Annotated in this window: 20 protein-coding genes and 10 pseudogenes; 15 read left to right on the forward strand and 15 right to left on the reverse strand. The window is 57.1% G+C overall.

Features of this window, described 5'->3' with window-relative positions; translation table 11 throughout:
- Window positions 1-127: 127 nt before the first annotated feature.
- The 3 genes and pseudogenes from AM571_RS22155 to AM571_RS38450 form a co-directional block, all read right to left on the reverse strand.
- Window positions 128-391: pseudogene (locus AM571_RS22155) on the reverse strand (transposase); the annotation flags it as partial.
- A pseudogene (locus AM571_RS38120) lies at window positions 363-838 on the reverse strand (tyrosine-type recombinase/integrase); the annotation flags it as partial. The pseudogenes AM571_RS22155 and AM571_RS38120, both read right to left, overlap by 29 nt.
- 855 nt (window positions 839-1693) lie before the next feature.
- Complete coding sequence (locus AM571_RS38450; protein ID WP_155774519.1) at window positions 1694-2386, reverse strand: hypothetical protein; 693 nt, start codon at window positions 2384-2386, stop codon at window positions 1694-1696.
- Window positions 2387-3999: 1613 nt separating this feature from the next.
- On the opposite strand from AM571_RS38450, the pseudogene AM571_RS37555 reads away from it, so the two are divergent.
- The 4 genes and pseudogenes from AM571_RS37555 to AM571_RS22205 form a co-directional block, all read left to right on the forward strand.
- Window positions 4000-4374: pseudogene (locus tag AM571_RS37555) on the forward strand (transposase); the annotation flags it as partial.
- A gap of 980 nt (window positions 4375-5354) precedes the next feature.
- Entirely contained in the window at window positions 5355-5600 is a 246-nt protein-coding gene (locus AM571_RS36495) for a hypothetical protein (RefSeq protein WP_155774520.1), read from the forward strand.
- 532 nt (window positions 5601-6132) lie between these two features.
- Window positions 6133-7677: a hypothetical protein gene (locus tag AM571_RS36500; RefSeq protein ID WP_155774521.1), complete on the forward strand. Its 1545-nt coding sequence runs from the start codon at window positions 6133-6135 to the stop codon at window positions 7675-7677.
- A 93-nt stretch (window positions 7678-7770) separates the two neighbouring features.
- Window positions 7771-8337 (forward strand): TniQ family protein, encoded by a 567-nt coding sequence (locus tag AM571_RS22205; RefSeq protein WP_074063633.1) that lies wholly within the window; start codon window positions 7771-7773, stop codon window positions 8335-8337.
- Between the two features lie 380 nt (window positions 8338-8717).
- On the opposite strand, the gene AM571_RS22210 is transcribed toward AM571_RS22205, so the two are convergent.
- Entirely contained in the window at window positions 8718-9155 is a 438-nt protein-coding gene (locus AM571_RS22210) for a hypothetical protein (protein WP_257788702.1), read from the reverse strand.
- A 720-nt stretch (window positions 9156-9875) separates the two neighbouring features.
- Here AM571_RS22210 and AM571_RS22215 point away from each other — a divergent pair.
- The 6 genes and pseudogenes from AM571_RS22215 (at window position 9876) to AM571_RS22235 (ending at window position 13368) form a co-directional block, all read left to right on the forward strand.
- Window positions 9876-10601 carry a response regulator gene (locus AM571_RS22215; RefSeq protein WP_074063572.1) on the forward strand — a complete coding sequence of 242 codons (726 nt, stop codon included), beginning with the start codon at window positions 9876-9878 and terminating at the stop codon, window positions 10599-10601.
- 182 nt (window positions 10602-10783) lie between these two features.
- Window positions 10784-11068 carry a cytochrome c peroxidase gene (locus AM571_RS38455; protein ID WP_420493389.1) on the forward strand — a complete coding sequence of 95 codons (285 nt, stop codon included), beginning with the start codon at window positions 10784-10786 and terminating at the stop codon, window positions 11066-11068.
- Window positions 11044-11297, forward strand: a pseudogene (locus AM571_RS36505) (IS630 family transposase); the annotation flags it as partial. The gene AM571_RS38455 and the pseudogene AM571_RS36505, both read left to right, overlap by 25 nt.
- Window positions 11298-11528: 231 nt before the next feature.
- Entirely contained in the window at window positions 11529-11735 is a 207-nt protein-coding gene (locus tag AM571_RS22225) for a DUF982 domain-containing protein (protein ID WP_237358600.1), read from the forward strand.
- Window positions 11736-11836: 101 nt separating this feature from the next.
- Window positions 11837-12604 carry a potassium channel family protein gene (locus AM571_RS22230; protein WP_074063707.1) on the forward strand — a complete coding sequence of 256 codons (768 nt, stop codon included), beginning with the start codon at window positions 11837-11839 and terminating at the stop codon, window positions 12602-12604.
- 224 nt (window positions 12605-12828) lie between these two features.
- Entirely contained in the window at window positions 12829-13368 is a 540-nt protein-coding gene (locus AM571_RS22235) for an SDR family NAD(P)-dependent oxidoreductase (protein ID WP_237358581.1), read from the forward strand.
- Between the two features lie 246 nt (window positions 13369-13614).
- Here AM571_RS22235 and tnpC read toward each other — a convergent pair whose 3' ends face one another.
- The 6 genes and pseudogenes from tnpC to AM571_RS22260 all read right to left on the reverse strand — a co-directional run bounded on the left by tnpC (window position 13615) and on the right by AM571_RS22260 (window position 17886).
- On the reverse strand, window positions 13615-15213 hold the full coding sequence (gene tnpC, locus AM571_RS22240) for an IS66 family transposase (protein ID WP_074062276.1): 1599 nt from the start codon (window positions 15211-15213) through the stop codon (window positions 13615-13617).
- 74 nt (window positions 15214-15287) lie between these two features.
- Window positions 15288-15632: an IS66 family insertion sequence element accessory protein TnpB gene (tnpB, locus tag AM571_RS22245; protein ID WP_074062277.1), complete on the reverse strand. Its 345-nt coding sequence runs from the start codon at window positions 15630-15632 to the stop codon at window positions 15288-15290.
- Complete coding sequence (locus tag AM571_RS38460; protein WP_237358504.1) at window positions 15629-15787, reverse strand: hypothetical protein; 159 nt, start codon at window positions 15785-15787, stop codon at window positions 15629-15631. The genes tnpB and AM571_RS38460 overlap by 4 nt, the downstream gene beginning before the upstream one ends.
- A gap of 42 nt (window positions 15788-15829) precedes the next feature.
- A pseudogene (locus AM571_RS38465) lies at window positions 15830-16015 on the reverse strand (transposase); the annotation flags it as partial.
- Window positions 16016-16208: 193 nt separating this feature from the next.
- Window positions 16209-17300, reverse strand: a complete 1092-nt coding sequence (locus tag AM571_RS22255; RefSeq protein WP_074063637.1) for an SDR family NAD(P)-dependent oxidoreductase — start codon at window positions 17298-17300, stop codon at window positions 16209-16211.
- A 313-nt stretch (window positions 17301-17613) separates the two neighbouring features.
- A complete protein-coding gene (locus AM571_RS22260) occupies window positions 17614-17886 on the reverse strand; it encodes a hypothetical protein (protein ID WP_155774523.1) in 273 nt (90 codons plus the stop codon).
- Between the two features lie 664 nt (window positions 17887-18550).
- Here AM571_RS22260 and AM571_RS22265 point away from each other — a divergent pair.
- A complete protein-coding gene (locus AM571_RS22265) occupies window positions 18551-19510 on the forward strand; it encodes an SDR family NAD(P)-dependent oxidoreductase (RefSeq protein WP_081377189.1) in 960 nt (319 codons plus the stop codon).
- Window positions 19507-19809, forward strand: a complete 303-nt coding sequence (locus AM571_RS38210) for a TetR/AcrR family transcriptional regulator (protein ID WP_074063640.1) — start codon at window positions 19507-19509, stop codon at window positions 19807-19809. The genes AM571_RS22265 and AM571_RS38210 overlap by 4 nt, the downstream gene beginning before the upstream one ends.
- Here the strand turns inward: AM571_RS38210 and AM571_RS22275 are convergent.
- A complete protein-coding gene (locus AM571_RS22275) occupies window positions 19759-20424 on the reverse strand; it encodes an IS6 family transposase (RefSeq protein WP_155774524.1) in 666 nt (221 codons plus the stop codon). The two genes, AM571_RS38210 and AM571_RS22275, sit on opposite strands and share 51 nt — an antisense overlap.
- Before the next feature lie 102 nt (window positions 20425-20526).
- On the opposite strand from AM571_RS22275, the pseudogene AM571_RS22280 reads away from it, so the two are divergent.
- A pseudogene (locus AM571_RS22280) lies at window positions 20527-20742 on the forward strand (integrase); the annotation flags it as partial.
- 114 nt (window positions 20743-20856) lie between these two features.
- A pseudogene (locus AM571_RS22285) lies at window positions 20857-20988 on the forward strand (transposase domain-containing protein); the annotation flags it as partial.
- 218 nt (window positions 20989-21206) lie between these two features.
- Here the strand turns inward: AM571_RS22285 and AM571_RS22290 are convergent.
- The 4 genes and pseudogenes from AM571_RS22290 to AM571_RS37570 all read right to left on the reverse strand — a co-directional run.
- The gene (locus AM571_RS22290) at window positions 21207-21449 is read right to left on the reverse strand and encodes a hypothetical protein (RefSeq protein ID WP_074063641.1); all 243 of its coding nucleotides are present in this window, start codon (window positions 21447-21449) and stop codon (window positions 21207-21209) included.
- A gap of 269 nt (window positions 21450-21718) precedes the next feature.
- Window positions 21719-22040 (reverse strand): annotated as a pseudogene (locus AM571_RS22295) (IS110 family transposase); the annotation flags it as partial.
- A gap of 184 nt (window positions 22041-22224) precedes the next feature.
- Window positions 22225-22632 (reverse strand): GNAT family N-acetyltransferase, encoded by a 408-nt coding sequence (locus AM571_RS22300; RefSeq protein ID WP_196776348.1) that lies wholly within the window; start codon window positions 22630-22632, stop codon window positions 22225-22227.
- Between the two features lie 954 nt (window positions 22633-23586).
- Window positions 23587-24018, reverse strand: a pseudogene (locus tag AM571_RS37570) (integrase); the annotation flags it as partial.
- On the opposite strand from AM571_RS37570, the pseudogene AM571_RS22315 reads away from it, so the two are divergent.
- A pseudogene (locus AM571_RS22315) lies at window positions 24016-24457 on the forward strand (integrase); the annotation flags it as partial. The pseudogenes AM571_RS37570 and AM571_RS22315 overlap by 3 nt on opposite strands.
- Window positions 24458-24518: the final 61 nt, after the last annotated feature.

The raw sequence follows: 24518 nt of genomic DNA on the forward strand, positions 1-24518 counted from the left end.
TAGGCTAGGCCCTGAGCGATTACGCTATGTGGTGTGGTCTAGGTCTCGGCTGATTGCCGTGCTTTCCGCCCCAGGTCGGAGCGACTATCAGCGAGCCACAGCGGGCAGGCTGATTGCGGATCATTTGAGCCATGGTCTCAAGGGATAGGTATCTCCCCCGCTGAACGGTCCACTCGTCGTTCGCCTCCATGAGCAACGCGAGCCCGACGAGACGGACGATGGCTTCATCGTTTGTAAAGATGCCGCCGACCTCGGTACGGCGTTTGATTTCGCCGTTGAGACGCTCAATCGGATTCGTCGAGTGCAACTTGGCTCGATGCTCTTTTGGGAAGGTCAGATAGGCGAGCACATCGTGTTCAGCGTCATCCATGATCGTGGCGAGCTTCGGCACTGCGGATCAGGGTGTCGGAAACCTTCGTGTAGCGCGCTGTGGTCGACAGGTTGTTGTGGCCGAGCAGAACCTGGATGGTGCGAATGTCGGTTCCTCTTTCGAGAAAATGGGTGGCAAAGCTTTGCCGCAGCGTATGCGCCGTCACCCTTTTGTCGATGCTGGCCGCGACACACGCCGAACGGCAGGCAGAATACAGAACCTGGACATCGATGGGCTTGGTCTCGTCCCGCCCCGGAAACAGCCAGACCTCGGGTCTCGCAGCCGCCAACAGACCCGCAAAATCGTTAGCAATTGCGCTGACAGCATGACGTTGCGATCCTTGCCGCCCTTGCCATGCTCGACGCGGATGATGCCGCGTTCGCCATCAATGTCGCGGACCTTGAGATGGACAGCTTCCGAGGCGCGCAGCCCCGCCGCATAAGCTGTCGTCAGTGCGGTGCGAGTCCTAGTCCCCTTGCGCGCCCCATCTTACCTGCCTTCTCAAGGATGAATCGGCGGTGACAAAATCACCGGGAACGCCAATTTACGGCTAATTACAACTGTAGCGAATTGCGTTTTGCAAAAATCGGATACTCGTTTATATTGATAATCATCGGATCGCATGACATTTGTAGTGATTCCGGTGGTGATATTACAATATTATCTGAAAGGTAAAAATATATAATATCGGTTTTTAAATGAATGTGATATCTGTAAATCATATTTAATTTAATAATAGTGTGCCGGTGGCCTGCGTTCTTCCAATCTTCCTCTCGCTACGTCTCCGGCACGCGATTTTAATACTTTTGATTTTCATGGATGTCGAGCGGGCACTGCGGGGGAGGCTGATGCGGCCCCCAATGCTAAGGGCGTCGAACTGGGCGGCATCGAGGTGGCTGCCTCTCCAGCCCGTGTCGTACATGGGAAAGATCTCACGTGCCCTCTACATCGTTGCTGCGTCGGCAGTCCACGGTCTCTTACCCGTATAAGCCGGGCTTTGCCCTCTACAACGAACTTGCTTGCATTGCCGCCGGCGACCTGCAGCAGAAAATCTTACGAAAGACAGGAATGTCGGAAGGGACTCGCATGGATTGGGCTCGCGCGCTGACATTCGGGGTTGACGCATCTAGCGCAAACTCTAGCTGCAGTCCGGGCGCATCAACATGAGAATGGCAAGTGCTCCAGCAAGAACGCATGGACCGTGCGAAGCGGAGACGCCGACCGCGAAGAATGTCATCGACGACGAACATCGCCTTCGAGCAACTCGAATGGCAACACCCCGAGAAGAACCATCGTTAACAGGGGAGATGAAAATTGCCTCGGCTAGATAGAATTCCAGCTATTCCGCTCCACGATGAACATGTCGTCACAGCAAGAGAGGCGCTCGAAGGGCTTTATCTGAAACTTCAGCAGGAAGCCGAAGTGCGCCTGGTTGCCGCCGCGCTCCGTGCAGGCTGGTCCGCCGAGGAGGCGATTGATGCCATCGACGACCTTCGGAATGAAGATGTGCAGGTCGTGAATTGACGCGGCGAGGTTTGTCGCAGTGATGCCGGCAGATTCGGTTGAGCCCCTCCAGCAGGGGTCGATGGCCAGCGTCATCGGCAATTTTGCCGCATTGTTCGGTTGTTTTGAAGTGGCGCGCCCTCCATTGCACACTGGTAGAGGAACTTTTTTATCGCTCTGGTAGTTGAAGCCACCGACCGCATTAAATGCTGCAGATTGGAAGGCAACATCTCCTGCAGCACGTGCGGCCAAGGACTCGCCTCTTCCTTCTTTGGGGGCGAGCCCATGACGACTGGCCTTCCAGGTAGCCGCTCCTTTTGGCAGGATATCATCGTACGAAAGTGGTATTCCTCGCTGAGCCCGATGCGCGCTCATCTCTCCTCGCTCTTTTGCGGCACGCAGGCGCAGTGGTGCTGACAAGGAGGCAAGCGCCTGATCCATTGCCGGGTGCAAGTCGATGCCGTCGAAAAACCGAAAATCCGTTCGGTTGCGTTCAGGATAGGAATTGTTCATGCCGCACGACCTTGATACACGATCTGCCACGGACGCGGCGCGCATTGCGGCGTATACGAGCCTCTTCAAACATGCTGGTCGCGATGAAGCTGTCAGGCTTCTGGTCGACCTAGCTTCCAGGGCAGACCAGAAGGCAGCTGATCACATGCTCGAAATCGCCTCTTTGAAAGCCGAGAATGGAGATCTCCTGCGTCGCAACGAGGGACTCAGTTCAGCCTTGAGATCAACGGAGGCGGGTGTCGCCGCTCTGCAGCAGGAGGTGTCGGCTTTAAGAGCGATAACCGGTAGAGGCCGCCGAACCGACCCCACGGAGCCGCATACTGACCGCCCAGAGGGCCTGCGGCGTCCGTTGGTGCAGCCTGATGGTGACATTGGTTCTGCGGTACCTGCCGCGACTCATAGGAATTCAAGGGGGCGGCTGAGACGCTTGCCTCGAAACACGCTGGCGCCAGCGCTTGCTGATCCGCCGCATCAGCCCGGCGCTCGAATTCGAAGCAGTGAAGAAGCATTCGGAGACGAAAACGAGAGTGGAGCGGCTGGTCGACGTCGGCGCGCCATCCAGCCGGCGTCGCAGTATCCGCAGGCGCTCGGCGAAATGTCGGCCAGCGCGGTCAACAGCCGCGCATCTTTACGTGGGGGTGGGTCGCAGGACGCGAGAGGCCAGGAAAACCGCCAGGATTTAAACGGGTTTGAAGGACCACGGGAGGAAAGAGACCGCGACGGCGTGGTCCGCTGATACGGCCGGCGCCCAGTCCATCGGCCGCGATGGGTTCCGACCCTCCTGGTTTGACCACCGATAGGAAAGCATTGGCGTCTCGGGAACCGATGTCACGAGTACGCCATCTCAACGAGCCCCTCTTCACCAGCTACCGTTGTGCTGGAAACTGATTTTGCGATCTCGCAGGGTATTTCGGGTTTTGTCGGGCGCGATCAGCGATCTGCTGGGCTTGCTGGGTGAGATTTTTGACCGGCTGAAGATCCACGGACCTTCAGGCAAGGGATGAAGGCCCTCGATCTCGCCGGCTCCAGCGGCAGCCTTAAAGTCTTGGGGGAGACGCCGAGGAATCGTGCGGCATTGCCCAGATTATGCCAAGGCTCGATGGCTGCGGGCGGAAGACTGGAATCTTGCGGTATGATCTAAGTGCCGTGATGCGTTCACGGGTCCAGTGATTGCCGTTGCCTGTTGAAAGTCCGTTGCGATTGAGGACGCCGGCAATCACATCATCATTGGCAATGAGGGCAAGCTGCCGTACCGCCTCGATGAAGTCGTCGGGCGCAGCGTTTCTTTGGCCGCGATGCCGCTTCGGGAGGCGCAGTTGCGTATGGACACCGCCAACCCAGTGGATTGCGAGGACGATCTCGGAGGTACGTCGTTGAGCTCGGCGATCACTTCATGAATGACCGTGCGCACGGTGTGTTTCTTGAGCTTGCCATCGGTCGATGGCGCTCCCCAGACGGCACGAAGGTTCCCCGCTAGGGATGCCATCTCTGGTGTCGACATCGGCGATGGTTGAGGCGTCGCAGCGTCATGGCCGGCAATCTTGTTCTCGATCTCGCCGACGCGTGCGAGCGTCTTGTTCCCGCCAGTTTCTCATTTCGCCCGACAAAACCCGCCGGCGGCGCTGCGCGTGGATGACCGACGTATCATCTCCAGCATTCTTTCTCATGTCTTGAAGGTCGGTTGCCGCTGGCGCGACGTCCCTGGGAATATGGCCCTGCAAAAACCGTCTAGAACCGCTATCACCGCTGGGCATGACGGCGTATCTGGCATCGCATCTTCGAGAAGATGACTGCCAAAGGTCCGGTTCCGCAGGAGCTTTCCATCGACAGCACACACATCAAGGCGCATCGCTCTGCACCAGGCTCAAAAGGGGGCTTGGGCACAAGTGATCGGTACGTCGCACGGCGGAAGAACAAGCAAGATCCATTGTCTGGCCGATGATCGCGGCAGACCGGTCGCCTTCAGCCTGACGCTGGAGAATCCGGCATCAAGATGGCAATCCCTTCGCTCGCCCGGTGACGTTTGTAGCACTGCCCGATCACCGCGCCGGTCGCAACGTCGAGCGCGGCGAACAGGGATGTCGTGCCGTTGGGTATGGGCGTGTCGTTCGGCGAATGGTTGTGGCATAGGGAGCTCGAACAAATGAATTTGAGCTTAAGAGAAAAAATTTGCTATAATTTGAGGAAAATGGGCAGCGGCTTACAGATGAGCAGCTAAACGACGAAGAGGCGCAGAGCAACGCGTGGCGCCTGTTCTCGGAGGACGGAACACACCGGCCTCCAATCGAGGACTACATCGAGAAGGCTAAGAAAAACGGTCTGTGGCCTCTGCCCGGATTGCATACGGGGCCAGGCTGTGAACCGAGGGCTGTAAGTTTTTCCTGGATGGAATTTGAGCGGGCGTGCGATTCACCGCGCGTCAGGACGAGGTGAGGCTCGGAATTTCGGTTATTCTCCCACCATCGTTCATTCCGCGGCGCAGACAAGTGAGGACATGCTGCCAGAGCGGCGTAAAGACTTTCGCCGCTCTCCGTCTTCCCGCGACCGTCCGCTTGCCTCGCATCGTTCCGCTAACGTAGGGCGCGGGAGCAAGGCCTCATCGCGGCGCCTCACCGGAGGTCATTTTGCCCAATTCCCGGGATTTAACATGGCTGCGGAGACCGGTTCGAGATCGGGAATTGAGCGTAAACGCACTGCCTTGTCGGCAAAAGTTCTTTCCTGAGCGATAACGCGTTCAATCGTTTAATCCGGTTTTCAAGTTCAGGGATCTGGGCGTCAGCCTGTTGATTTGTTCCAAAAACGCCCGCCATAGAAATGCGCACGTCGCTCCCCAACGCTACGAATGAAACAGTTTTAAAGTCTAAGATTGCAATTTCGCTCCTATGTTTTGACCATGCTTCTCGCTCAATATCAGGTGCTCTCTTGAAGTTCAGACACAACTGCGAATCCCAGCCGTGCAGCCGCCAACATGTCTAATTCATCAGGACTGGATGATTTCTGCCAAAAGATTGTTCTAGATTTACTGGCAAGGCGGACGATAGAACGCTGGCTAAATCGCGAACCGCCAGATATTGATAGTCTCTATTATCAAGTTCGTCAGGAAATTGCAAATTGCCATTGCGCCAATACGCTGAGTGATAGTGAGGAGATACAGCTTATCGAGGGCATGCTCCAGTTTCTTGACGCTTTTATAACAAAAAATACCGGGACGTGACAAGGTAAAGCTGATTTAGGAGAGTATTGGTAACGGATGGAAGCATATGACTAGACTTAGACTAGGGTCAAACCCCAATCAAGCGATTGATCGAATTGCTTCTCTATGACTTACTGCTTCCGATAAACCGAGCTTTGGAGCATGGCAGGAGAATTCTGGCTTGATGACCAGCAATGGGCGGTGATCGCGCCTTTGCTTCCAACAAACCAACCCGGTGCTCATCGAACTGACGTGTCATTATCAAGCGCGCATTGTCTCAAACAAAATGTTACCGATAGTGTCGATGCTCCGACTGGGATGACCATGGTGCGCTGTCCCGGTCCGGAGGGGAACACTCTCGGGTGAGGCAATACGCGTCTTATCCTGATCGTCGCGCTATAAACCTCAAACTTCCTCCGGAAATGGCCTAACCGGACGCTTACGAACCAGACGCTGAGTTTAAGACTGCATATGTAACTTTCTCGAAACTCCGCTCGAACCTGAGACTGTCATCTGGCAACCTTGTACGAAGTTCATAACTGGTTAAGGTGACATGGCTCGTTCAAACGGTGAAGCAACAGAAAACGCAGTCGAAGCAGTTAGCGGCGGCGAGCGAACGTTTCGCCCTGTAGAAGACTTAAGTATTGGGCAGATCGATCGTGAGCACGGGACGCGAAACGTGGCATTAAACGCGGAAAACGGCATTCCTATCTATCCTGACGTGGGGAGCTATATCCTACACATGACCGGTGTACGCGTAGAATATGCGCCGGTCGATGAGTGGCATATCACGCCAAACGAACTTTCTGCTCAATACGCGCAGGCCACCGAGCTAATCAACGCAGATGCGAGGCGGATAGATCCCTTCACCCGCCACTACCTCCGCCATATGTCGGGTGTGCTTCGCAACTATGCACCCGACCGGCACCAACATATAGGCTCTCCTTCAGGCACCACGGACGAAGCGCGCTCAGAAACGCTAGACTCTGAGATTGCCAGCGAGGAGGTGGTGGTAGTGGATGATGATCATCCTCTGTCTCTCAACGAGCGTCGCCTACTTGCGGGTCATCTTGGTCAAGATGATGGGGCTTCTTCACCCTCCCCACTACAATCAACAGGACCGATTCCAACATACTTTAACTATCCCGAGCTTCGTGACATCGACAATATCTCGACGCCAAGCTTGCATGCTTCCTCTTACACATCAGCAAGCGGCCCGATCAGCCCGATCAGCCCAAGCGACCCGTTCAGCCTTGGCGGGGATAGCTTGGCGGAGGTGGAGCTTGGATCGATGCACGACGATATCGGGATGAGTGGGAGTTCCGATCCCTATCCAGGATCAAGGGAGCCTAGTCGCGGATCCGACCTTTACCGAAGATCGCCAGAGGGAAGCGTCGATTGGGATGCCGGTTCTAGTTCCCAAGGTAGACCAGTACGGCGCAGCATCGAACCTTTTGACAGTCCCGATGATCACGGGCGATCGCTGCAGGCGAGTATCGAACCGAGTGACGACTTCGACCCCTTACGTGCCGGCGAATTGGTAGGGATCGATAAGTCCACGATGCGCTATCTTAGCACGATGACAGGGCTGAGCGCACAACAAGTAAATGACCGACGGAGATACGGAATGTTGTTGGGTGGCAACCAGGAGCATGCGATGTCTGACCGAGGGTATCCCGAAGAGATAGCCCGGGTCGATTTACATACGCAAAAATTCCTTAGAGGTATGACCGGCATAGCGCCTGGCTTCGTCTCACTACGGCTCGAAGCCGAGGCGGCTGAGCGACCCCAGCTGCACGCGAAGCGCAAAAGGGGAAGCTCATCGGATGATGATAATGGAGATGTCAAAAGAAGGAAATTGAACTCTCCCCGCCGCTCTGGGGTAGCAGATTATGTGGGCCAGGAGACTCAATTTAGAGGAAATGCTGCAGAGGGCGGAGCAGAGATTTCGCAGCAGCTCAGTCGCAGCGAGATATCCTCTGCCGTCGCGATTGACCCGGATCAAGCCCAGGCAAGTATCGCAGAACCGTCCGCTAACTGCAGGCGGTACGACCTGAGGCCTAGGCGCAATACCCGTTCCTCCGGAGGGCGGGGTTAAAATCTCTCAACGGTATCGCTCGCCTCTGCCTGACGGAAGGCCTGTCGCTTCCACCGCGTTGCTACACAGCCACCCTTCGCTACGGCCTGAGCCATGAGAGGGGGGGAGGGGCGGGCGCCGCTCCCGATCGTGCCACCGCCCTTGCCAGAAGAGCGGTTGAGCTCCTGGCTGGAGCGGGTCGCCGACGTCTATCCTGTTTCCCTGGATGAGCTGCAAGCGCATGTCGGCTGGGATCGACCCGCGCTGGAGCTGGAGAGGGAACCCGTGCCGCGCGATCTGGAGTACATCGCCGTGGCGACAAGCAATTCGGTGGAACGTCTATTCGCTATGATTTTTCATGCTTTGCCATCGCGCTATCGCAGCCTGCTTCGGTGGAAAGCAGGAGAGATTTGCCCTGCATGCTCGCACGGCATGCAACGACCGCCACGGCTCAGAACCTGGTCGTTCCCGTTTTCCTTTTGGTGTGAGCGACACCGTATGGCGCTGTTCAGCTGCGACACCCGCTGGGTCAGTGTTCTCGGCGATTATTGGGCAGCGCGCAGGGGAGGGGAGATACTCAGTCGATGGGCAATGGAGAAGGATACCGCCGGAATACATGTCGGGTCGGTTTTGTCATTGCTGTTATCGCCGGTACGCAAAGCTTCGCCTGCGGCTCCTTGAGAATTGGGCCAGATTGTCGTTACCGCAACAGCACGAACTCTCGATCCAATCGAAACGCTTCCGACGTCCCGCGTTGACAATCGTGGTGCCGGAATTCGGGGGGCCGCCGTGCCGATCTATGACCAGGAAACCACAGCAGAATCTCATCAATTCCGGTCAGCTGACATACGGCGCGAGAGGTCGCCGCTGCGGGCACGACGCGCGCGGGGCAGGGGATTGGCGACGCCGGTGAGCGCAAAGCCGTCCCGAAGTGACACTTGCGCTGTGGGGAAGCCGTGAAATTTGCGACAACACGCGACAATGACGGCGAAAGGTCTGGTTGCCGCAGGCCTCGACTGCCCCGGAGACGCAGCCCCTTCGGGCTTTCGGGAGCGGGGTGCCTATGGCCACAGATGGTGCCGCCGCGATAGCTGCCGATGAACCTTTGGTTGCTGCGGGTGGGGACGCAGCCGGCGGTGCGCCGCCAAAGCTTTCATCGTTATATTTCTCCATGGGGAACCCATATCCGCCAGCAGGGCCTTAGCAACCGCCGTGTAGCCCGGCAGCCCACAGACAGTTTCCCGCTCGTTGAAATCGCGAGCGAAAGTCCTCACGAGCATCTCGTAGAGCTTGCCTGTCGGTCCGTGCCACGGTCGAGCCGGCGATGCAGCAGCGGGCACGATCGCCAGCTTCAGCTTGCTGGACAGCCGCGCGCTTATATGCAGAAGCTCCTGACGGGAGATGATATCGTCTGGCGTGCGCACATTGGTAATGAACACAACATCGGCGTCCAACCCCGTATCGACCAGCCAGTGAAACATCGAGATCATCGGCGTGATACCGCTGCCTGCCTGCCGGCCCGACGATCGCGCATTTGAATCCCTCCACTATATTGTCGAACAGCCAGTTGGAGATACACCCCATGGAACTGTCTTGACCGTAGTCGACAAGGTGTATCGCCACGACGGCAATGAGGAATTCGGATAGCTTCGCCGCAATACGCCACTCGCCAACGGTATCTCGATACCGATAAACTGGCCTGGATCGGAAAACGAAGCTGTAAGTTTTCGTGTCCGCCGTTTCCCACACAACTGATACACACCGGACATTCATCTTCCCGCCAGTCCAGACCGCTGTCCGCCCTGGCGACACGGCCGTCACCGGTCAAATTCCCGCAGTCGCGGTACGGTCGGGGGCCGGCAGTATTCGAGTCACCACGGGAGCAATTGGGGGACTCAGAATGCCTTTCAGACGTTGGCATGGATCGTAACTTGTAAGCCTTGTCGAGGAAATTGCAGGCGTTTAGGTCTTACAATTGAAATCTCATCGTCTTGCCTGGGAGACGCCCTTTGGCGGTGCTTAGTAGTAGCCCTAGCAATTTTCACAGTCATACGTTGAGGTTATCGATTCTGTGGGGTTTTTACGCTTCGTGCGCATGATCATCATTCGTTTACGTTATCGCGCCATGCGCCGCATGAACGTTGCCGCACATCGGGTCACTCCATAACCTCCCAGCTGTCTCCCTGCAGTCAAATCTGCGCATGTTTAAGGAGTTAGCCATGAAGAACATCCTTGTTGTTGACGATGACAGCTCGATGAGAAATTTGCTGGTCGACTATCTCTCGCAGAATGCTTTCCAAGCGAAAGCGGTTGAAAACAGCCGCCAGCTGACGCGGCAGATGTCGGCGGAAGAAGCCGATCTGGTCATCGTCGATCTGAACCTTGGCCAGGAGGACGGTCTGCAGATCGTGCGTAACCTCAGCAGCAAATCGGATATTCCCATCATCATCATCAGTGGCGATCGCCTTGACGAAACGGACAAGGTGATCGGTTTCGAGCTCGGTGCTAGCGACTACATCACCAAGCCTTTCGGCCTTACGGAGTTTTTGGCTCGCGTCAAGGTCGCGATGCGCGAGAAGCCCGAGCGGAAGGGATCCGCACCCAACAAGATCTTCACGTTCGACGGCTGGCGCGTGAACACGCGGCATCGTCGCCTGACCGATCCGTCCGGCGAAAACATCAAGCTGACGGCCGGCGAATTCAATCTGCTGATGGCATTCCTCAACGCGCCGCGGCAGATCCTCTCGCGCGAGCAGCTGCTTCTGGCGACGCGCATCTATGACCAGGAGATCTATGATCGGAGCGTCGATGTGTTGATCCTGCGGTTGAGACGCAAGCTGGAACAGAGCGTATCCAGCCCGAAATACATTCGCACGGAACGCGGCGCCGGTTATATTTTCGATGCCGATGTCAATGTCGAAGGGGCGCGGGTGCGGCTACAATGAAGCCGTCCCGCCGTTCCCTTGCTGTGGCGATGGGACTGTGTTTTGCTCTGTCTGAACCTTCGCTTGGTTTTGATCGCAACGAACCCGTTGCGCCGTTGCCTGAAATCGATCGTCTCGATGCGGGCAAAGTGGCACTTGGACAGAGCCTGTTCTTCGACCCCATACTCTCATCCGACAACCAAATGTCATGCGCCAGCTGCCATGATCCGGCGGCTGGTGGCACGATGCGGACGCCTCGGCCCACTGGGAAGGTGGACGGCAAACCCCTGTTCAATGTGCCGACAATCTTCAACGTGGCCAACAATCACATGTTTGGATGGCGCGGTACCATCAGGTCGTTAACGAACAGTACGAGAAAGTGCTGCTCGATCCCAACCTCATGGGGGCCAAATGGGATGCTTTCCTACCAAAGCTTGATGGCTCGAAGGCCTACAAGGAAGCATTGGCATCGGGTGACATCGTCGTGACGGACAATTTGCCAGCCCCACAAGATCGCCGGCGTTCGGGATACAATCGAGCGGTGCGGTCCAGACTTCAACCCCATCGAAATCGCTTTCTCGAACTCAAGGCGCTTCTGCGAGCCAAGGCCGGGCGAACTATCAAAGCTTTGTGGGGCGAGTCGCCACCGTTCTCGACCAGTCCTCGCCAGCCGAATATGCCAACTACTTCAAGGCCGCTGGATATGAACCGGATTAAGCAGGACGTGCCCTAGATAGGGTAATGAAGATTGCAAATGAAACTCCCTTTGGGCGAATTTTCGTAGAAAAATCTCGATAATATTATTAAATTTCCGACGATGATAATAGCAAATTGCCAGGAGGTAATAGTTTGTCGGTTAGCTGGGAGAAGCCTCCTAAAGGCATGAGGCCGATAGGGCGTCTTATAGGCAAGAACGATGCTGTGAGTTGGGGGTGCAACCCCGTGTACATGCGGATAGGGTACGGGAGTATTGAACTAATTGATGGACCTGAGAAGGCTTTACAAGCACTCGAATTTCGCTGGCCCCCCGAAAGGGGTATCAGATATCTTGCTGCTAAGAAGGCATGCATCGAGGCATCAGGCGAATGCGGCGTTACCACCCGGGGGCGCGATGAGTTTGTATCAGCGGCGGTGGAAGCTGATGTTCTGGCGTAACCCGTCTTCTTTCCTTGAGATGGGGACGGGTCGTGTGCGCTGATCTCCCCGCTAGACCAAAAGCTACAGACGGCAGGTATTTTTGGAGCCACGAAAATTCTATCTGGCGCTCAATCGGCGCTCTCAGATGTCGCCTAAGGTCGCTTTATCTTGGCGCCAGTCCCCGCGCAGTTCGTTTCCAGTGCGTCTTGGGCCTTATCGATTTGTCGATCATATTCTTTTTTATTGTTGGGCCCTACATCAGCAACCCCAGCTATATGCTTTTTGACTACATTCTAGCAGTTTTACTGGCATTAGACCTCATCATACGCGCTTCAATTTCGTCGACTGTTCGCGCTTGGATAGTACGTCCGACAACGTGGGTGGATGTTCTCGTTCTTTCGACGCTCCTTTTCCCGGAAACCTTCTCCAGCTTCGCCTTCCTTCGGGCATTTCGTATTTGGTCGTTAAGCCAGAGCAATGTATTTAAGCTGATGATATATCATTTTGGTTTGAACGCCCGGGAAGACGTTATACGAGCTTGTATAAACCTACTTACGCTTCTATTTCTAACCACCGGATTTGTATATACAACATTCTTTTATCAAACGGGGGCTGGCGGGTTTATAAATGCATTGTATTTTACCGTCGCGACTGTAACTACCACCGGATTTGGCGACATCACTCTACCAGGGACACTGGGGAAATTAACTTCGATCGTAGCGATGATACTAGGTGTTTCGCTTTTTGTTCGACTTGCACAAGCCGTAGTCCGACCCAGTAAGGTTTCCTTCTCCTGTGACGAATGTGGACTTCTACGACACGATGCTGACGCAGTACATTGTAAAGCCTGCGGACAAGTTCTAAACATTCCGGACGAAGGTAGTTAAGTAAGCGCTGAAACCTCAATAAGAATCCCATGAACGACCTTACAATTACTTTGCTGGTCCCGGTCCGATGACAGCAGTTGGCCAGCCAACCCTATGCCTCCCCGTCAATCGAAGAGGCCAATTATCTCGGTAAGGAAACTCTATGACCGATTCAACAAAAGGCGTTGCCTTGATCACTGGAGCCAACAAGGGGATCGGCCACCAGGGATATATCGTACTGCTGAGTGCACCGCAATGGCTCCCTTGGCGAGGCAGCGACTGGCCGGCTGCAAGCAGAGGCTATTGATGCCCGCTTCCTTCAACTGGACGTCACGGACCGCACAACGATCCGTGCCAGTGCGCACCAAATCGAAAGCAGCTTCGGCAAACTCGATACTCTTGTGAACAACGCCGGCACGGGATCACCGTTAGACGGCCCGGTGGGCAAAGCGGATCTTTCTGAGGTCCGCCGCCTCTTCGAAGTCAACTTCTTCGGCGCGCTGGAAGTCACTCAGGCCCTGCTGCCACTCCTCAAGAAGGCGCGCTCGGCGCGGATCGTCAACGTTTTGAGCGGGCTTGGCTCCCTGACGAGAAACAGCGATCCCGCCTGGGAATTCGCGGGCGTTCAGATGATCGGCTATAACAGGTCGAAGGCGGCTCTCAACATGGCAACCGTTCTTTTGGCGAAGGAGCTGGCGGACAGCGGCATCAAGGTGACTCGGTGGCGCCGGGCTTCACCCCCGCAACAGATCTTAACGGCGGGGGCGAGCGAGCGCAAACCGTAGAGGAAGGAGCCGAAGCTTCAGTCCTGGCGGCGCTGCTTCCAAAGCCTGGCGTAACAGGTGGTTTCCTCGGACGGGAAGAGGTCGAGCCCTGGTGATCTACCATACAGGCGGGAAACGTAAGCCGCCATCACAAACTGCGGTGCGTTGAGTTCGCTCCGCAGTTCAGACTATAGTTCTCTTGAAATAATGGCTTCCTGTTTTATCACCTGATTCTTCACAAGGATGGTAAGCGGTGAACTGAGACCGTTACTTTTGAAAGTTCCAGGGCATGAGAGCGTCGATATCGCTGGCCGGCCATCCGGCCGCAATGCGTTGGAGTGTTTGCGTTAGCCAAGCGAGCGGATCAACATCGTTCATTTTGGCGGACTGAATAAGGGTTGAGATGGTCGCCCACGTCCGGCCGCCGCCGGCGTTACCCGCGAATAGACTATTTTTCCGAACGATTGCTTGGGGTCTGATAGCCCGTTCAACGATGTTGGAGTCTATCTCGATCCGTCCATCGTGAAGGAACTGTTCGAAGGCTTCACGCCGGTTGATGGCGTAGCGGATGGCCTCGGCGAGCTTGGATTTCCCAGAGATGCGAGGCAGCGTGTCTTGCCACAGCTTGTAGAGATCGGCAACCACGACCATGGACGCCTCCTGGCGGGCGGCAACACGCCGATCAGGGCTTTGTCCACGCACCTTTTCCTCGATCGCCCACAGCGCGCCCATCTTTTCGATCGTCGCCGTTGCCACTTTGGAACTGTCGCTCGTATGGAGTTCGTAAAACCGGCGGCGACTGTGCGCCCAACACCCAGCCAATAGCGCGCCGTCGTTTCCCCGGTCAGGTCGGGCGACGCGGTTGTAAGCAGTGTAGCCATCTATCTGCAGGATGCCACGATAGCCGTCGAGATGCCGAGCGACACAATCGCCGGATCGACTGTCTTCAAAACGATAGGCCACCATCGGCGGACCACTTCCGCCGAATGGCCGATCGTCCCTGGCATACGCCCATAGATACGCGGTTTTGGCCGATCCCGATCCTGGCACCAGCGTCGGCAATGTCGTTTCGTCGGCGAATATTCGCTCGCCTTGTTTGATCTGGTTGAAGGTGTAGTCCGCAAGGATCTCGAGCTCGAACCCGAGCTTGCCCATCCACCGTGCCATGATGCCGCGATCGACTTCGACATGGTCGCGCAGGAAGATTGCCTCCTGCCGATAAAGCGGCAAGCCATCGCCGTATTTCGAGACCGCGATATAGGCGAGCAGCGCTTCCGTTGGGATGCCGCTCTCGACGATGTGCGCCGGTGCCAAGGCCTGGATGACCCCGTCCTCGTCTTTGAAGGCATACTTCGGACGGTGGGTGACGATCACCCGGAACTTCGGTGGGATGACATCCAGCCGCTCGGAGGTATCTTCACCGATCAGGATCTTCGGTTTGCCGGCATGCTCAGGAAGCTCGTCCGGCTCGATCACCACATGGATACGTTCCAGATGCGGCGGGAAGCCCTTGCGTGGACGCGGCGCACGTTTCGCAGCGCCTGCACCTCTTCCTTTTTCGACTAATGCCTGGATGGCGGCAATGCCGGTCTCGATCTCCTCGAAGACAAACGCACCCTGCTCGTCGAGATCCGCGTCGATGTTCTTGCTCTGCTTCTCCGAGCGTCTTCCATAGCGGTAACGGTCGAAGGCTTTGAGGACCTGCTTCAGCTTGGCGATCTGCTCGTCGGCGTCCGCATTGCGAGCCTTGAGATCAGCGACTTCACTCTCCAGAGCGTCCGCGCGCGCAGCCTTCTCAGCCATCGCCAGGATCATGGCTTTCAGCGCATCAACGTCATCGGGAAGCTGCAGATCGGCTGGTGTCATGCCTGCAAATAGAGCACATTTTGCCGACGATTTCCCGCAGTTTTAGCCGCCTGATTCACTCTGCCGCAGGGCTTTTACCCAACAAGTTCCGGCCGTTTCACAGCAACGGTACGGACGCGTTTCCAGTCCATGCCGTCGATCAACGCCATCAATTGTGCGTGGTTGAGCTGCACCCTGGCATGGCCGATCTTCGGCCAAACGAACTGATTTTTTTCCAGCCGCTTCGAATACAGGCAAACACCGGAACCATCCCACCAGGCGATCTTAATTCTGTCTGCTCTTTTTGCACGGAAGACATAAAGCGAGCCGTTGAACGGATCATTACCGGCATCGCGCACCAGCGACAGAAGGCTATCTGGACCTTTGCGAAAGTCCACGGGGTGGCTTGCCAGAAACACCTTCGCACCGGCCGGGATCATGCGGAGCGCACCGCACGGATCACCCGAGCAAGATGAGCCTCATCGATCTCGGCACCCGTGCGGATTACCGCATCACCGATGATGATGTCGACTGCGGAAGATGGGAATGCTTGGGCAGCTTGCTGCCCCTTCTCGGCTTTCGACGGCAAAGACATGGCTTTCTGCCGGGCAATGCGACGCCACGTGAACAACTGTGACGGATCAACACCAAGTCGCCGTGCTACTGCCGAGACGCTCGCTCCAGGCTGCACCGTCTCGGCCACAGCCTGTGCCTTGAAGTCATTCGACCAATGTCGCCGCACTTGTCGCGGAGCTCCTTCCAATGGGCCGGCGACGGCCTCAATCATATGGAAGGTTCTATGATCAGACACAGTAGCAGACATAGAAGTTCACACCCGAGCTAATTCCTGGATCGCTCTGTCACGGATAAACCCGTTGACCTGCCATCACCAGATGGGGTGTATGCATCGCTTACCAAGGATGGTGGGTCTACTTCACCGATTTTACATCCCACGCGCTCTCACGCGGCAGATCTGATGGGCGGGGCGAGGTAAAGCTCTCTTCGCGTTTGCCGGCCTAGCCGAACGAGACTTTTCCCAGTAGCTCCAATGTGGTCCACAGCGTGGTCGCCGCCTGACGGTCCTGGGCGGCGGGCGGAACCGGCGCTTCTGCCGGCGGACCTTTAACCCCTTCCTTAGGGCCGTAATAGCCCCCACCAACGGCCTGCGGTGACGTCGCCGCATAAAGCAAAGAAAGTGCGCCCCGCTCCGCCGGCTGGAACATCTCACCCATCGTCCTGAAGCGCTCGCCTTCGCGGCTGTTAAGGCCGGGTCCGTTCGGGATGAGGCTGGTTCGCGCGACACCCGGATGTGCGGCGAGGCTCGCAACGCCCCAACCAGCCGACTTGCTTCGACGCTCGATATCCAAGGCCAGCGTGAGATTAGCGAGCTTGGTATTGTCGTATGCTGCAGCGTAATCGTACTTCTGTTCCTGCTGTAGGTCGTCGAACGGAATAGCGGCGGACATGCGCGAGCTGCCAACCCAGACGATCCGCGGATCGCGTCCCTTCTGCAACATCGGCAGCAGCAAGGCGGTCAGCGTGAAGTGTCCAAGCGTGTTGGTGGCAAAAACCCGTTCGAACCCGTCGATGCTCGCCTCTCTGCTCAGGCGCCCCATGACGCCAGCATTGTTGACCAGGAGGTCGAGGCTCTGGCCAGGCGCGCTCATGCTGTCCGCAAACTGCCTGACCGATGCGAGGTTCGCGAGATCGAGCGTTTCAAAGTGGATGGCGGCGCCGGGCACAGCCGCGCCGATCCTGCGCACCGCTTCCTCGCCCAGCTCCCTGTTGCGTGATGCAATCGTCACGTCGGCGCCGGCACGGGCCAGACCGAGCGCAACGTGATACCCCAGACCGCTTCGGTCTTCCTGTGGGTAACCATTCCCACCCGTCACCAATACCCTGCGCCCGCGCTGGTCAGGAATATTGGCAGCGGTCCAAGCCGAAGTGTCAGCCGGCAGCTGACCGCTGTCCTCACCGAATACGGGACCTGAGACTAAACCGGCAGACGCACCGATTGCTGACAGTTGCAAAAATCGACGCCGAGAAAACTCAGAATCTTGGGCGGCCAATCTCAAAGGGCCGTCTTGATCGTCGGACGTCGGTCGCATGTCTAGCCTCCATGATTGCTACGGGTACGATTATAGCTTCAGGGATTTCCGACCATGACTATTACTATGAAAACTCTGCCTATTACTGCAGCGGTGCAACACTTCTTCGTGTTCGCTGCCAGTCTCGGCCCGGACACACGACGATCGTCGCTCGCACTTGTGGTCGGTTCCACCCGGACCTCGACGAAATGGGCGATGTAGCTCATCGATGTAAATTAGGGGAAGGCCGCGCCCGTGATTGCATACTGTCCCCTGCGCAACCTTTCGAGTGCCGCGGCTTCCTGGCTGGGCCCGAGTTGCGACACGTCGACGCTCAGATAGGGGCGGCGCACAGCCGCGAGTTGCCGATGGATGTTGCCCGACCCCTGCCTGCCACCGAGCAGTTCGACAGCGCCGCCCGCATTCGCTCGACTGCCAGCGCCGCGATCGGCACCACGCTGAAGGTTCCCCAGGACCCCCGCGCCGGGTCGATTTCCAGTCCATCGAGCAGCACAGCGCCGAGCGCGGTCCTCATGCCCTTGCCAAACTCATGGTGCGTTGTCACGAAGCGAGTCGTGCCGTCGGCGCCGATGCGAAGCTTGGCCACCGTCGCCGTCAACAAGGCCGGTTAGATGCCGCTCACCACACCCCATCCGATCAAGGCGCCGTCTGCTCCTCACAACGAGCCTGGCTCGGGTGTCCGTCGTACCCAGCCAAAGCGCTCCGCGCCTCTCGACAAGCATTCATTGAGGTAGCGGGATGAAAGCGGCTGGCCAATCTGGGGGATCGGCACGCGTGTCATTGGCGGTGCGGAACACGACGGGATCAGCGCCGAGGCTGTGCGCCAATTCATCCACGGAGCATTCGAAAGCGAAGCATGCGCGGATGTTCGTGCGGTGCTCGCATATGCCCCGGCGGCTGCGTCGACATGATAGTCGGGGGGAAAAGTCCCTCGGCGGGATTGCTGTTGATCGGAGACATAGCGCGCGCCGGTCATCCCTCCGTCAGCATCCGCCCCATGCCGGATGCTGTGCCTACCGTCGGGCTCTCACATCCACCAGGCCGGGATCGATCCGCAGGATCCGCGCGATGACCTCCTTGATGCCGCTGGCAAACTGGGTCCCCTCATAGATGGCAGTCGGCCATCGGCCCAGACGGCGGTCGTCGACCAACTAATATAGTAAGTGACACCCAATAAGACACTGCTCGCTAGGTTGACGCCGTCAACCTCCGCCTGTATTTGTTGACGGCATCAACCACAGGGCTGGAAAATGTCGACGATTTTGATCACCGGCGGGCACAGCGGTATCGGCTTGAAATGCGTCAGGCAACTGGCCGCACAGGGAATCGACCTCGTTCTGGCCGGCAGAAATCCCACGCACCTCGAACTGGCTGCATCGTCGATCCGCTCGGGCGCGGGCGTGAAGGTGGCGATCGTCGAAATGGACGTCTCGTCTCTCGTGTCGGTTCGCAAGGGGGCCGCGCAGTGCCGCCAAATGATCGAAAGCGGCTCGATCAGCGGACTACAGGCAATCCTGTGCAATGCCGGAGCGACGTTCCGCGGCGACGCCACCTACACCGAAGACGGTTTCGAACTGACTTTCGCCACCAATTATCTCGGCCATTTCCTGCTGGTGCAGCTGTTGATCGATAGCCTCGAAGGGGATGGCCGCGTGGTGTTCACCGCCAGCGGGACGCACGATCCCGATACGGCAGACGGCAAGTTTATCGGCCGCGCGGTAAGGCCGGATGCGTTCGCTTTGGCGAAGACGGGACTGGACGGAGGCAAACCGCTCCCTGGAGGCACGCGCTACACGACCTCGAAGCTCTGTACCGTGCTACATGCCTACGAGCTTGACCGGCGGCTGAAGGTTGCGGGCCTCAGTATTTCGTCTATCGCCTACGATCCGGGCGCCATCGCGGAAACCGGGTTGCTAAGGGATCTGCCGGGACCGGCGCGGGCGTTGATCGGATCGCCGCCGGTTCGTTGGCTGATGCGGCGGATGGGTCTGACCCTCGGCGATCTGACCCAGTCCGGCCACGCGCTTGCCGATCTCGCCACCGGGAAGGATTTCGGGTCCGGGCGCTATTATCAATGGAAGGACGGCGTCCTCGGCGAGACACGTTCCGCCACGATGTCGTACGACGAGGAACTGGCTCAGGCGCTCTGGCGCGATTCGAAGACGCTGGCGGGCGTCAGCCCGGACGAAGAACCCGACTGCCTGAAATGAGCACCCATGATACGCTCATTCAGGCCGCGGCGAACCTGTTGGATGACGGCGGCGAACAGGCCGTCGTCCTGCGGGCCGTCGGTCATGCGGCCGGCGTATCGCACAATGCCCCCTACAAGCATTTCCATAACCGCGACGCCCTGCTGGCCGCCGTCGCTGCGACCGACCTTGAGACGCTGACGACAAATTTCGCAGGTTCTGTTGCAAGTTTTTGGAAAGGTCGCAGAGACGGTTATCGCTGGACACAGTTATGCCGCGAGTGCGGCGAATTGCTGAAATGCCGATTGGCCATATGTTGAAAATTGCCGCTTGCGGATCATGTGGGCCACTTCGATGCCGTCCAGTGTCGCTGACGCAGATCGGAAAGATTTGAAGCCTTTCATGGGTCGGGTCAGCTTCCTGATAAACCGGTGGTCCTGCTCAATCATGTTGTTGAGATATTTGACCTGCAGGATCTCGATCAGCCAGAACCATCCATACAACAGCAGCAGCCGGTTGATGTTTTGCAATCCTGCCAGGTTCGCGCCGCTCTTGTCGAGGACCACCTTTTCGGGCCAGCCATTGCTCTTGATCGTGCGGGCGAAGAAAGCGCTGGCCGCGGCCTCATCGCGGTGCTCAGACAGCATGAAATCAAGGGTTTTGCCGAATTTGTCGACAGCGCGATAGAAATAGGTCCACTTGCCTTTGACCTGGATATAGGTCTCGTCCATCCGCCAGGAGCTGCTGGTTGCGGATTTGCGGCGCTGGGCCTGGCAGGCAATCAGGGGCGAATATTTCACCACCCATCTGTTCAGCGTCGCGTGGTCAACAGCAACGCCGCGCTCGGCCATAATCTCTTCCAGATCACGATAGGAGACCGCATATCTCACGTAGAAAAATACCGCGTATAAAATCACGTCTTTCTCCTTTGAAATCGATCATGATCGGGGAAACTCGACATGCCTGCTCATATTCAACCAGAATCTATGCCATGATCAATCAGGTTGCAAATTCGCTGAGAAGCTTGCGACAGAACCCACTCCGCTGCCATGGAGTTGCTGCAGGCGGGCGTCGACTGCTCGGTCATTGCCCTGTGGTTGGGCCACGAAGCGATGGAAACGACGCTGACCTATCTTCATGCGCACCTCGAACTGAAAGAATCTGCACTCGCAAAGCTGAAGCCATACGAACGCGCTAAGGCCGAGCGATTTCGACCAAACGACCGGCTTCTGGAATTCCTGAATGCCCTCTGAGCATCAGAACTATGCCGAGAGTCAACCAACGGTTCCCGGCCGAACAGGCCGGGAACGTGCGGTGTGCCGTCGACGCCAGAAGAAGCATTCGGCATAGTTCGCCGGTCGGCATAAACCTGCAAAATGAATGGCGTCGATCCGCTCGACTGGCTCTCGCAGACCTTGACCCGCATCGCTCAAGGCTGGCCCGCATCCGAAATCGAAGCCCTCTTGCCCTGGAACTTCAGGTCAGACGCCGTCAGCTAACCGCTTACGGTGGACCATACGAAGGCGACATATTTGTCGTCGACGAGGAGACCCGGCAGCCGATCGGCCGGCCCTGATGTTCGGCCGCCGCAGCGAATTGCTCGGAAGCGCGATATGGACGTACGCATCGATAGGTGAAAGGAGCGCTCCCTCGATTTGCACCCTTCTCATGTCGCAGCGTTCTCCGAAGGGAGAAGAGGTGGAAGCGCCAGCACGATCTAATGAAATGGCCCCATCTTAGGCGGCAGGGTTGCTGAACTCTCTAACTGACGGAAATCTATTTCGACTCCGTCCATTGATATCCGCACCCATAGTGAAGGAGGAGGAGTGGCGCTCAGATACTCCTCGACCGCAGCAATGGCGTCCGCAAGGGAATGAGCGCCTACCTCATATTCTTTGGTGACAACGTCCTTGCCATTTACGATATAGTCGAGCTTACCGCGGTAAACCGTTTTATTCATTGTTCATTCCTCGCAATAAAAAGCCCCGTTCAGATAAGAAGAGTTTCAACAAAATGGATGGGCGAACGCCGGTAGGATTTCATTGGTAACCCATTAGATGGGAGCAGGCCGTGATGTAGGGCCTTACTACTGGTCACACCCTTCCTAATACCAACCCTCAATGAATCTGACTCTCGGGATTCCCAAAAGCTGATGAATCTGAATCGATGACGCAAACGGGAGGTTTGCGATCGGTTCATTGCCAAGTGAAGCCAGTTCTCCAGCCTATGACGGCGGCCTTGAGGAACGATAATCCCGCGCTCCAAGAGAATTGCCCGCAATTGGTTCAGAGCAGTTCGCTCTCCAACAACCCGATCACGAGCGCGATGAAGGTTCTGCATATCCAACTGCTCTTCTTCCTTGACCTCAACGAATCGCATAGTTGGCCGCGTGGCTGCTTCTGCTATTCCCTCCGCATCACGATCATCGTTTTTCTGGGGCCTTGATATAGGGGCGCACATATTCGGGGGACATCAGTCGGATGTCGTGCCCCTGGGATCTCAGTTGCTGACCAAGATGATTGCCGTGACACACGATGGGCATTGCAGCCATACTATTTTGCCTGCGGTATCGGGTAAACGGATATGGCGTTTCATTTGTCATAGCCAGCCGCTCTGATCGCACGATGAAAATCCTGCGGGAATATTACGTTTGAAACGTGTAACCGATTGCTACGAAATGCCGAGATCGTTACCCTAGGATTTCCGATTGTTTAGTAGGGGCAAGTGAATCCGGCTCAAATTACTTGCCTCTCTGCCGACTCTTGATGAATTCGAAAGCCATGCCGCAGATAGAAATCCAAGGCCGGATTATTGGTCAGGACGCTCAAGCGGAGCGGAATTTCACCGCTCTCCGCATCCGCTATAACGCCCCAGAGAATTTTCGAACCAATTCCTCGCCGCTGAGATGCGGGCTCTATGAATAATTCCTCGAGCCATAGGTGGTCACTATGCTTCTCAACGGTAACGCAGCCGACATCATGGCCGTCCTCGACGATGATCTGGCAGCCATCGATAGAGTTCCGCACGTCCAGATCAGGCGACCAGGAGCCCCAGAGTGCAACGGCGTATTCTCGCATACCAACCTCCTTTAGCCATACGAGAAAAGGCTTGTCGGCTTCGATGGCCGGTCGCTTGGAAATCATCGGCATTACCTCAGAGTGTCGCAAAATCTCAATTCATTCCGCGAGGACTGTTGCGCAGACAATTGGGCTACGCTGCTATATTTCCAGCGCGAAGTCCGCTCCAGACTTCGCGGAGACGAACAAATGATCTCGTTTATATGGGCGAGGTTTTGCACAATCTAGGAAAACGAGGTTTGGGCGTAAAAAGCAACGGCTCTCAAATCGCCTGCCCGTTCCATAATTCCTATTATGCGAGATGTTATAACATAACTCCGAGTACTGAAGACGAGATATTGATCTCCCAGACTCCTCCCGGGGCACCTTGGCTGCCGTCGCACAGGTCTCGGCGGCAGCCACTTTTCTCGGGGGCATCGTCGCCAACGGCCCAACTGGACGCGATTTTCGCCATGAAGGAACGGACGCTCCCGCCGCTCGAAAAGGCCTGCCTTCGGTGGATTGCTCGAGGCAGGACCATTGCTGAAATCGCTTCGATTGAGGGCAAAAGCGTCGCTGATATCGAGAGCTGCGTGCAAAGTACGTTGGTCGCACTGAAGGCAAAATCGATAAAGGAGGCGCTCCAGAAAGCCGACCTCAGTGAGTCCGACCGATCGATTTCTTCAGGCGCTCTTGCCGTCGGCTCTAAAACGGAACCGACCTTGCTGCCGAGAGCGGCGGGAAACGAATGGCACAAGCGTGAAAGCCGTGCGCAGAATCTGCGTTCCAGACGAAGCAAGTCAATCCCGCTTGTCTGTGATGGCGTCCTGGCCCAGCGCCGGATCTTCCACGTTCAACCCGTAAAGGGTCCGATAGCAAGCTGCGGCCGCTTCGGCTTCGCCTCGCGGTGATCGCGCCCGTCGCTAGGCCCCCTTTGAGGAGCCATCGAGCGGGAATTGGCCCGCTCCGAATGGAGCCTCTCATATGTCGTACGATCTTTCGCTCGCTCAGACCCACGCCTTCCAGCTCTCCCGCGACCTGACGGTTGGCAATGTGCCATGCGATCGTGCGTCTGAACTGCCTCGTCGTGATCCGCCAGGGCCGATCACCTGGTCCGTTCGGAACTGCCGGTGTGTCCGTTGTGCCGAACAGGTCGTTGCGATGGTCGCGGAAACGGTTGAGCTGACGAACGATCTCGGCCGAGAGGTGATCCTTGCAAACGGGCCTTGCGATAAGAACCGGCCAGAGCGTCGTGAGGCCACGGGCAGATGCTACCCGAAATGACAGGCGTTCCAGAACGTCGATAGCTTTGGCGACAGGCTCGATCGTAATCCACTCGGCCGGCTCACCTTGGTTTGACATACCCTTGTAGGCGACCGATCGAACGCGATGACGCATGATCATCCCATCTTCACTGCGCGTCACGGAAAGGCACCCGCGCTGCATTGCCTGCACCTCGCAGTCGCGCATCCCTTCGGCACAATCGCCGGCATGATTCAGTATAAACATGTCTCCATCGCCGCCTTCGACGGCTATGCCGGCTCCAGCCGATCCGGCTTCCGTGCGGACGTCGAGAACCAGAGCAGCCTCGGCTAACTCGATGACTTATTTCGATGAGCCTCAGGCCGGCGCCAAGCTGTCCGGACCCGCCGCAACGCGCATAGCCAAGACGCTCGACGGCATATCGGCAGAACTCGGCCCGCTTCCGGCGATGATTGCGGACCGTGCCCGGCTCCGCACAATGCTCGCGAGCCTCGCGCGAACATTGCATGTCGGGGTGCTGGCCGATAGCTTCTTCGATCCCGGCACTGCCGCCTGCCTGAAGCAGGCAACCGATGCCAAAGGCCCGCTGACAGCGCTTTGCCAGCCGACCATTTGTCCCAATGCCTGCATCACCGCAAGACATCGGCCCGTTCCGCGCGCGCGATCATGGTCTGCGCCTCCTTCAGTTCGCCCGTCGAGGCAGGGCTCGG

It is taken from the genome of Rhizobium etli 8C-3 (assembly GCF_001908375.1).
Taxonomy (GTDB): Bacteria; Pseudomonadota; Alphaproteobacteria; order Rhizobiales; family Rhizobiaceae; genus Rhizobium; species Rhizobium etli_B.

Bases quoted from the DNA above. Each gene is read 5' to 3' on its own strand.
- AM571_RS38450 (WP_155774519.1), bottom strand. From the start codon at position 2,386: ATGAACAATTCCTATCCTGAACGCAACCGAACGGATTTTCGGTTTTTC.
- AM571_RS36495 (WP_155774520.1), top strand. From the start codon at position 5,355: ATGTCTAATTCATCAGGACTGGATGATTTCTGCCAAAAGATTGTTCTA.
- AM571_RS36500 (WP_155774521.1), top strand. From the start codon at position 6,133: ATGGCTCGTTCAAACGGTGAAGCAACAGAAAACGCAGTCGAAGCAGTT.
- AM571_RS22205 (WP_074063633.1), top strand. From the start codon at position 7,771: ATGAGAGGGGGGGAGGGGCGGGCGCCGCTCCCGATCGTGCCACCGCCC.
- AM571_RS22215 (WP_074063572.1), top strand. From the start codon at position 9,876: ATGAAGAACATCCTTGTTGTTGACGATGACAGCTCGATGAGAAATTTG.
- AM571_RS38455 (WP_420493389.1), top strand. From the start codon at position 10,784: ATGTCATGCGCCAGCTGCCATGATCCGGCGGCTGGTGGCACGATGCGG.
- AM571_RS22225 (WP_237358600.1), top strand. From the start codon at position 11,529: ATGCGGATAGGGTACGGGAGTATTGAACTAATTGATGGACCTGAGAAG.
- tnpC (WP_074062276.1), bottom strand. From the start codon at position 15,213: ATGACACCAGCCGATCTGCAGCTTCCCGATGACGTTGATGCGCTGAAA.
- tnpB (WP_074062277.1), bottom strand. From the start codon at position 15,632: ATGATCCCGGCCGGTGCGAAGGTGTTTCTGGCAAGCCACCCCGTGGAC.
- AM571_RS38460 (WP_237358504.1), bottom strand. From the start codon at position 15,787: ATGTCTTTGCCGTCGAAAGCCGAGAAGGGGCAGCAAGCTGCCCAAGCA.
- AM571_RS22255 (WP_074063637.1), bottom strand. From the start codon at position 17,300: ATGCGACCGACGTCCGACGATCAAGACGGCCCTTTGAGATTGGCCGCC.
- AM571_RS22265 (WP_081377189.1), top strand. From the start codon at position 18,551: ATGTCGACGATTTTGATCACCGGCGGGCACAGCGGTATCGGCTTGAAA.
- AM571_RS38210 (WP_074063640.1), top strand. From the start codon at position 19,507: ATGAGCACCCATGATACGCTCATTCAGGCCGCGGCGAACCTGTTGGAT.
- AM571_RS22290 (WP_074063641.1), bottom strand. From the start codon at position 21,449: ATGAATAAAACGGTTTACCGCGGTAAGCTCGACTATATCGTAAATGGC.
- AM571_RS22300 (WP_196776348.1), bottom strand. From the start codon at position 22,632: ATGATTTCCAAGCGACCGGCCATCGAAGCCGACAAGCCTTTTCTCGTA.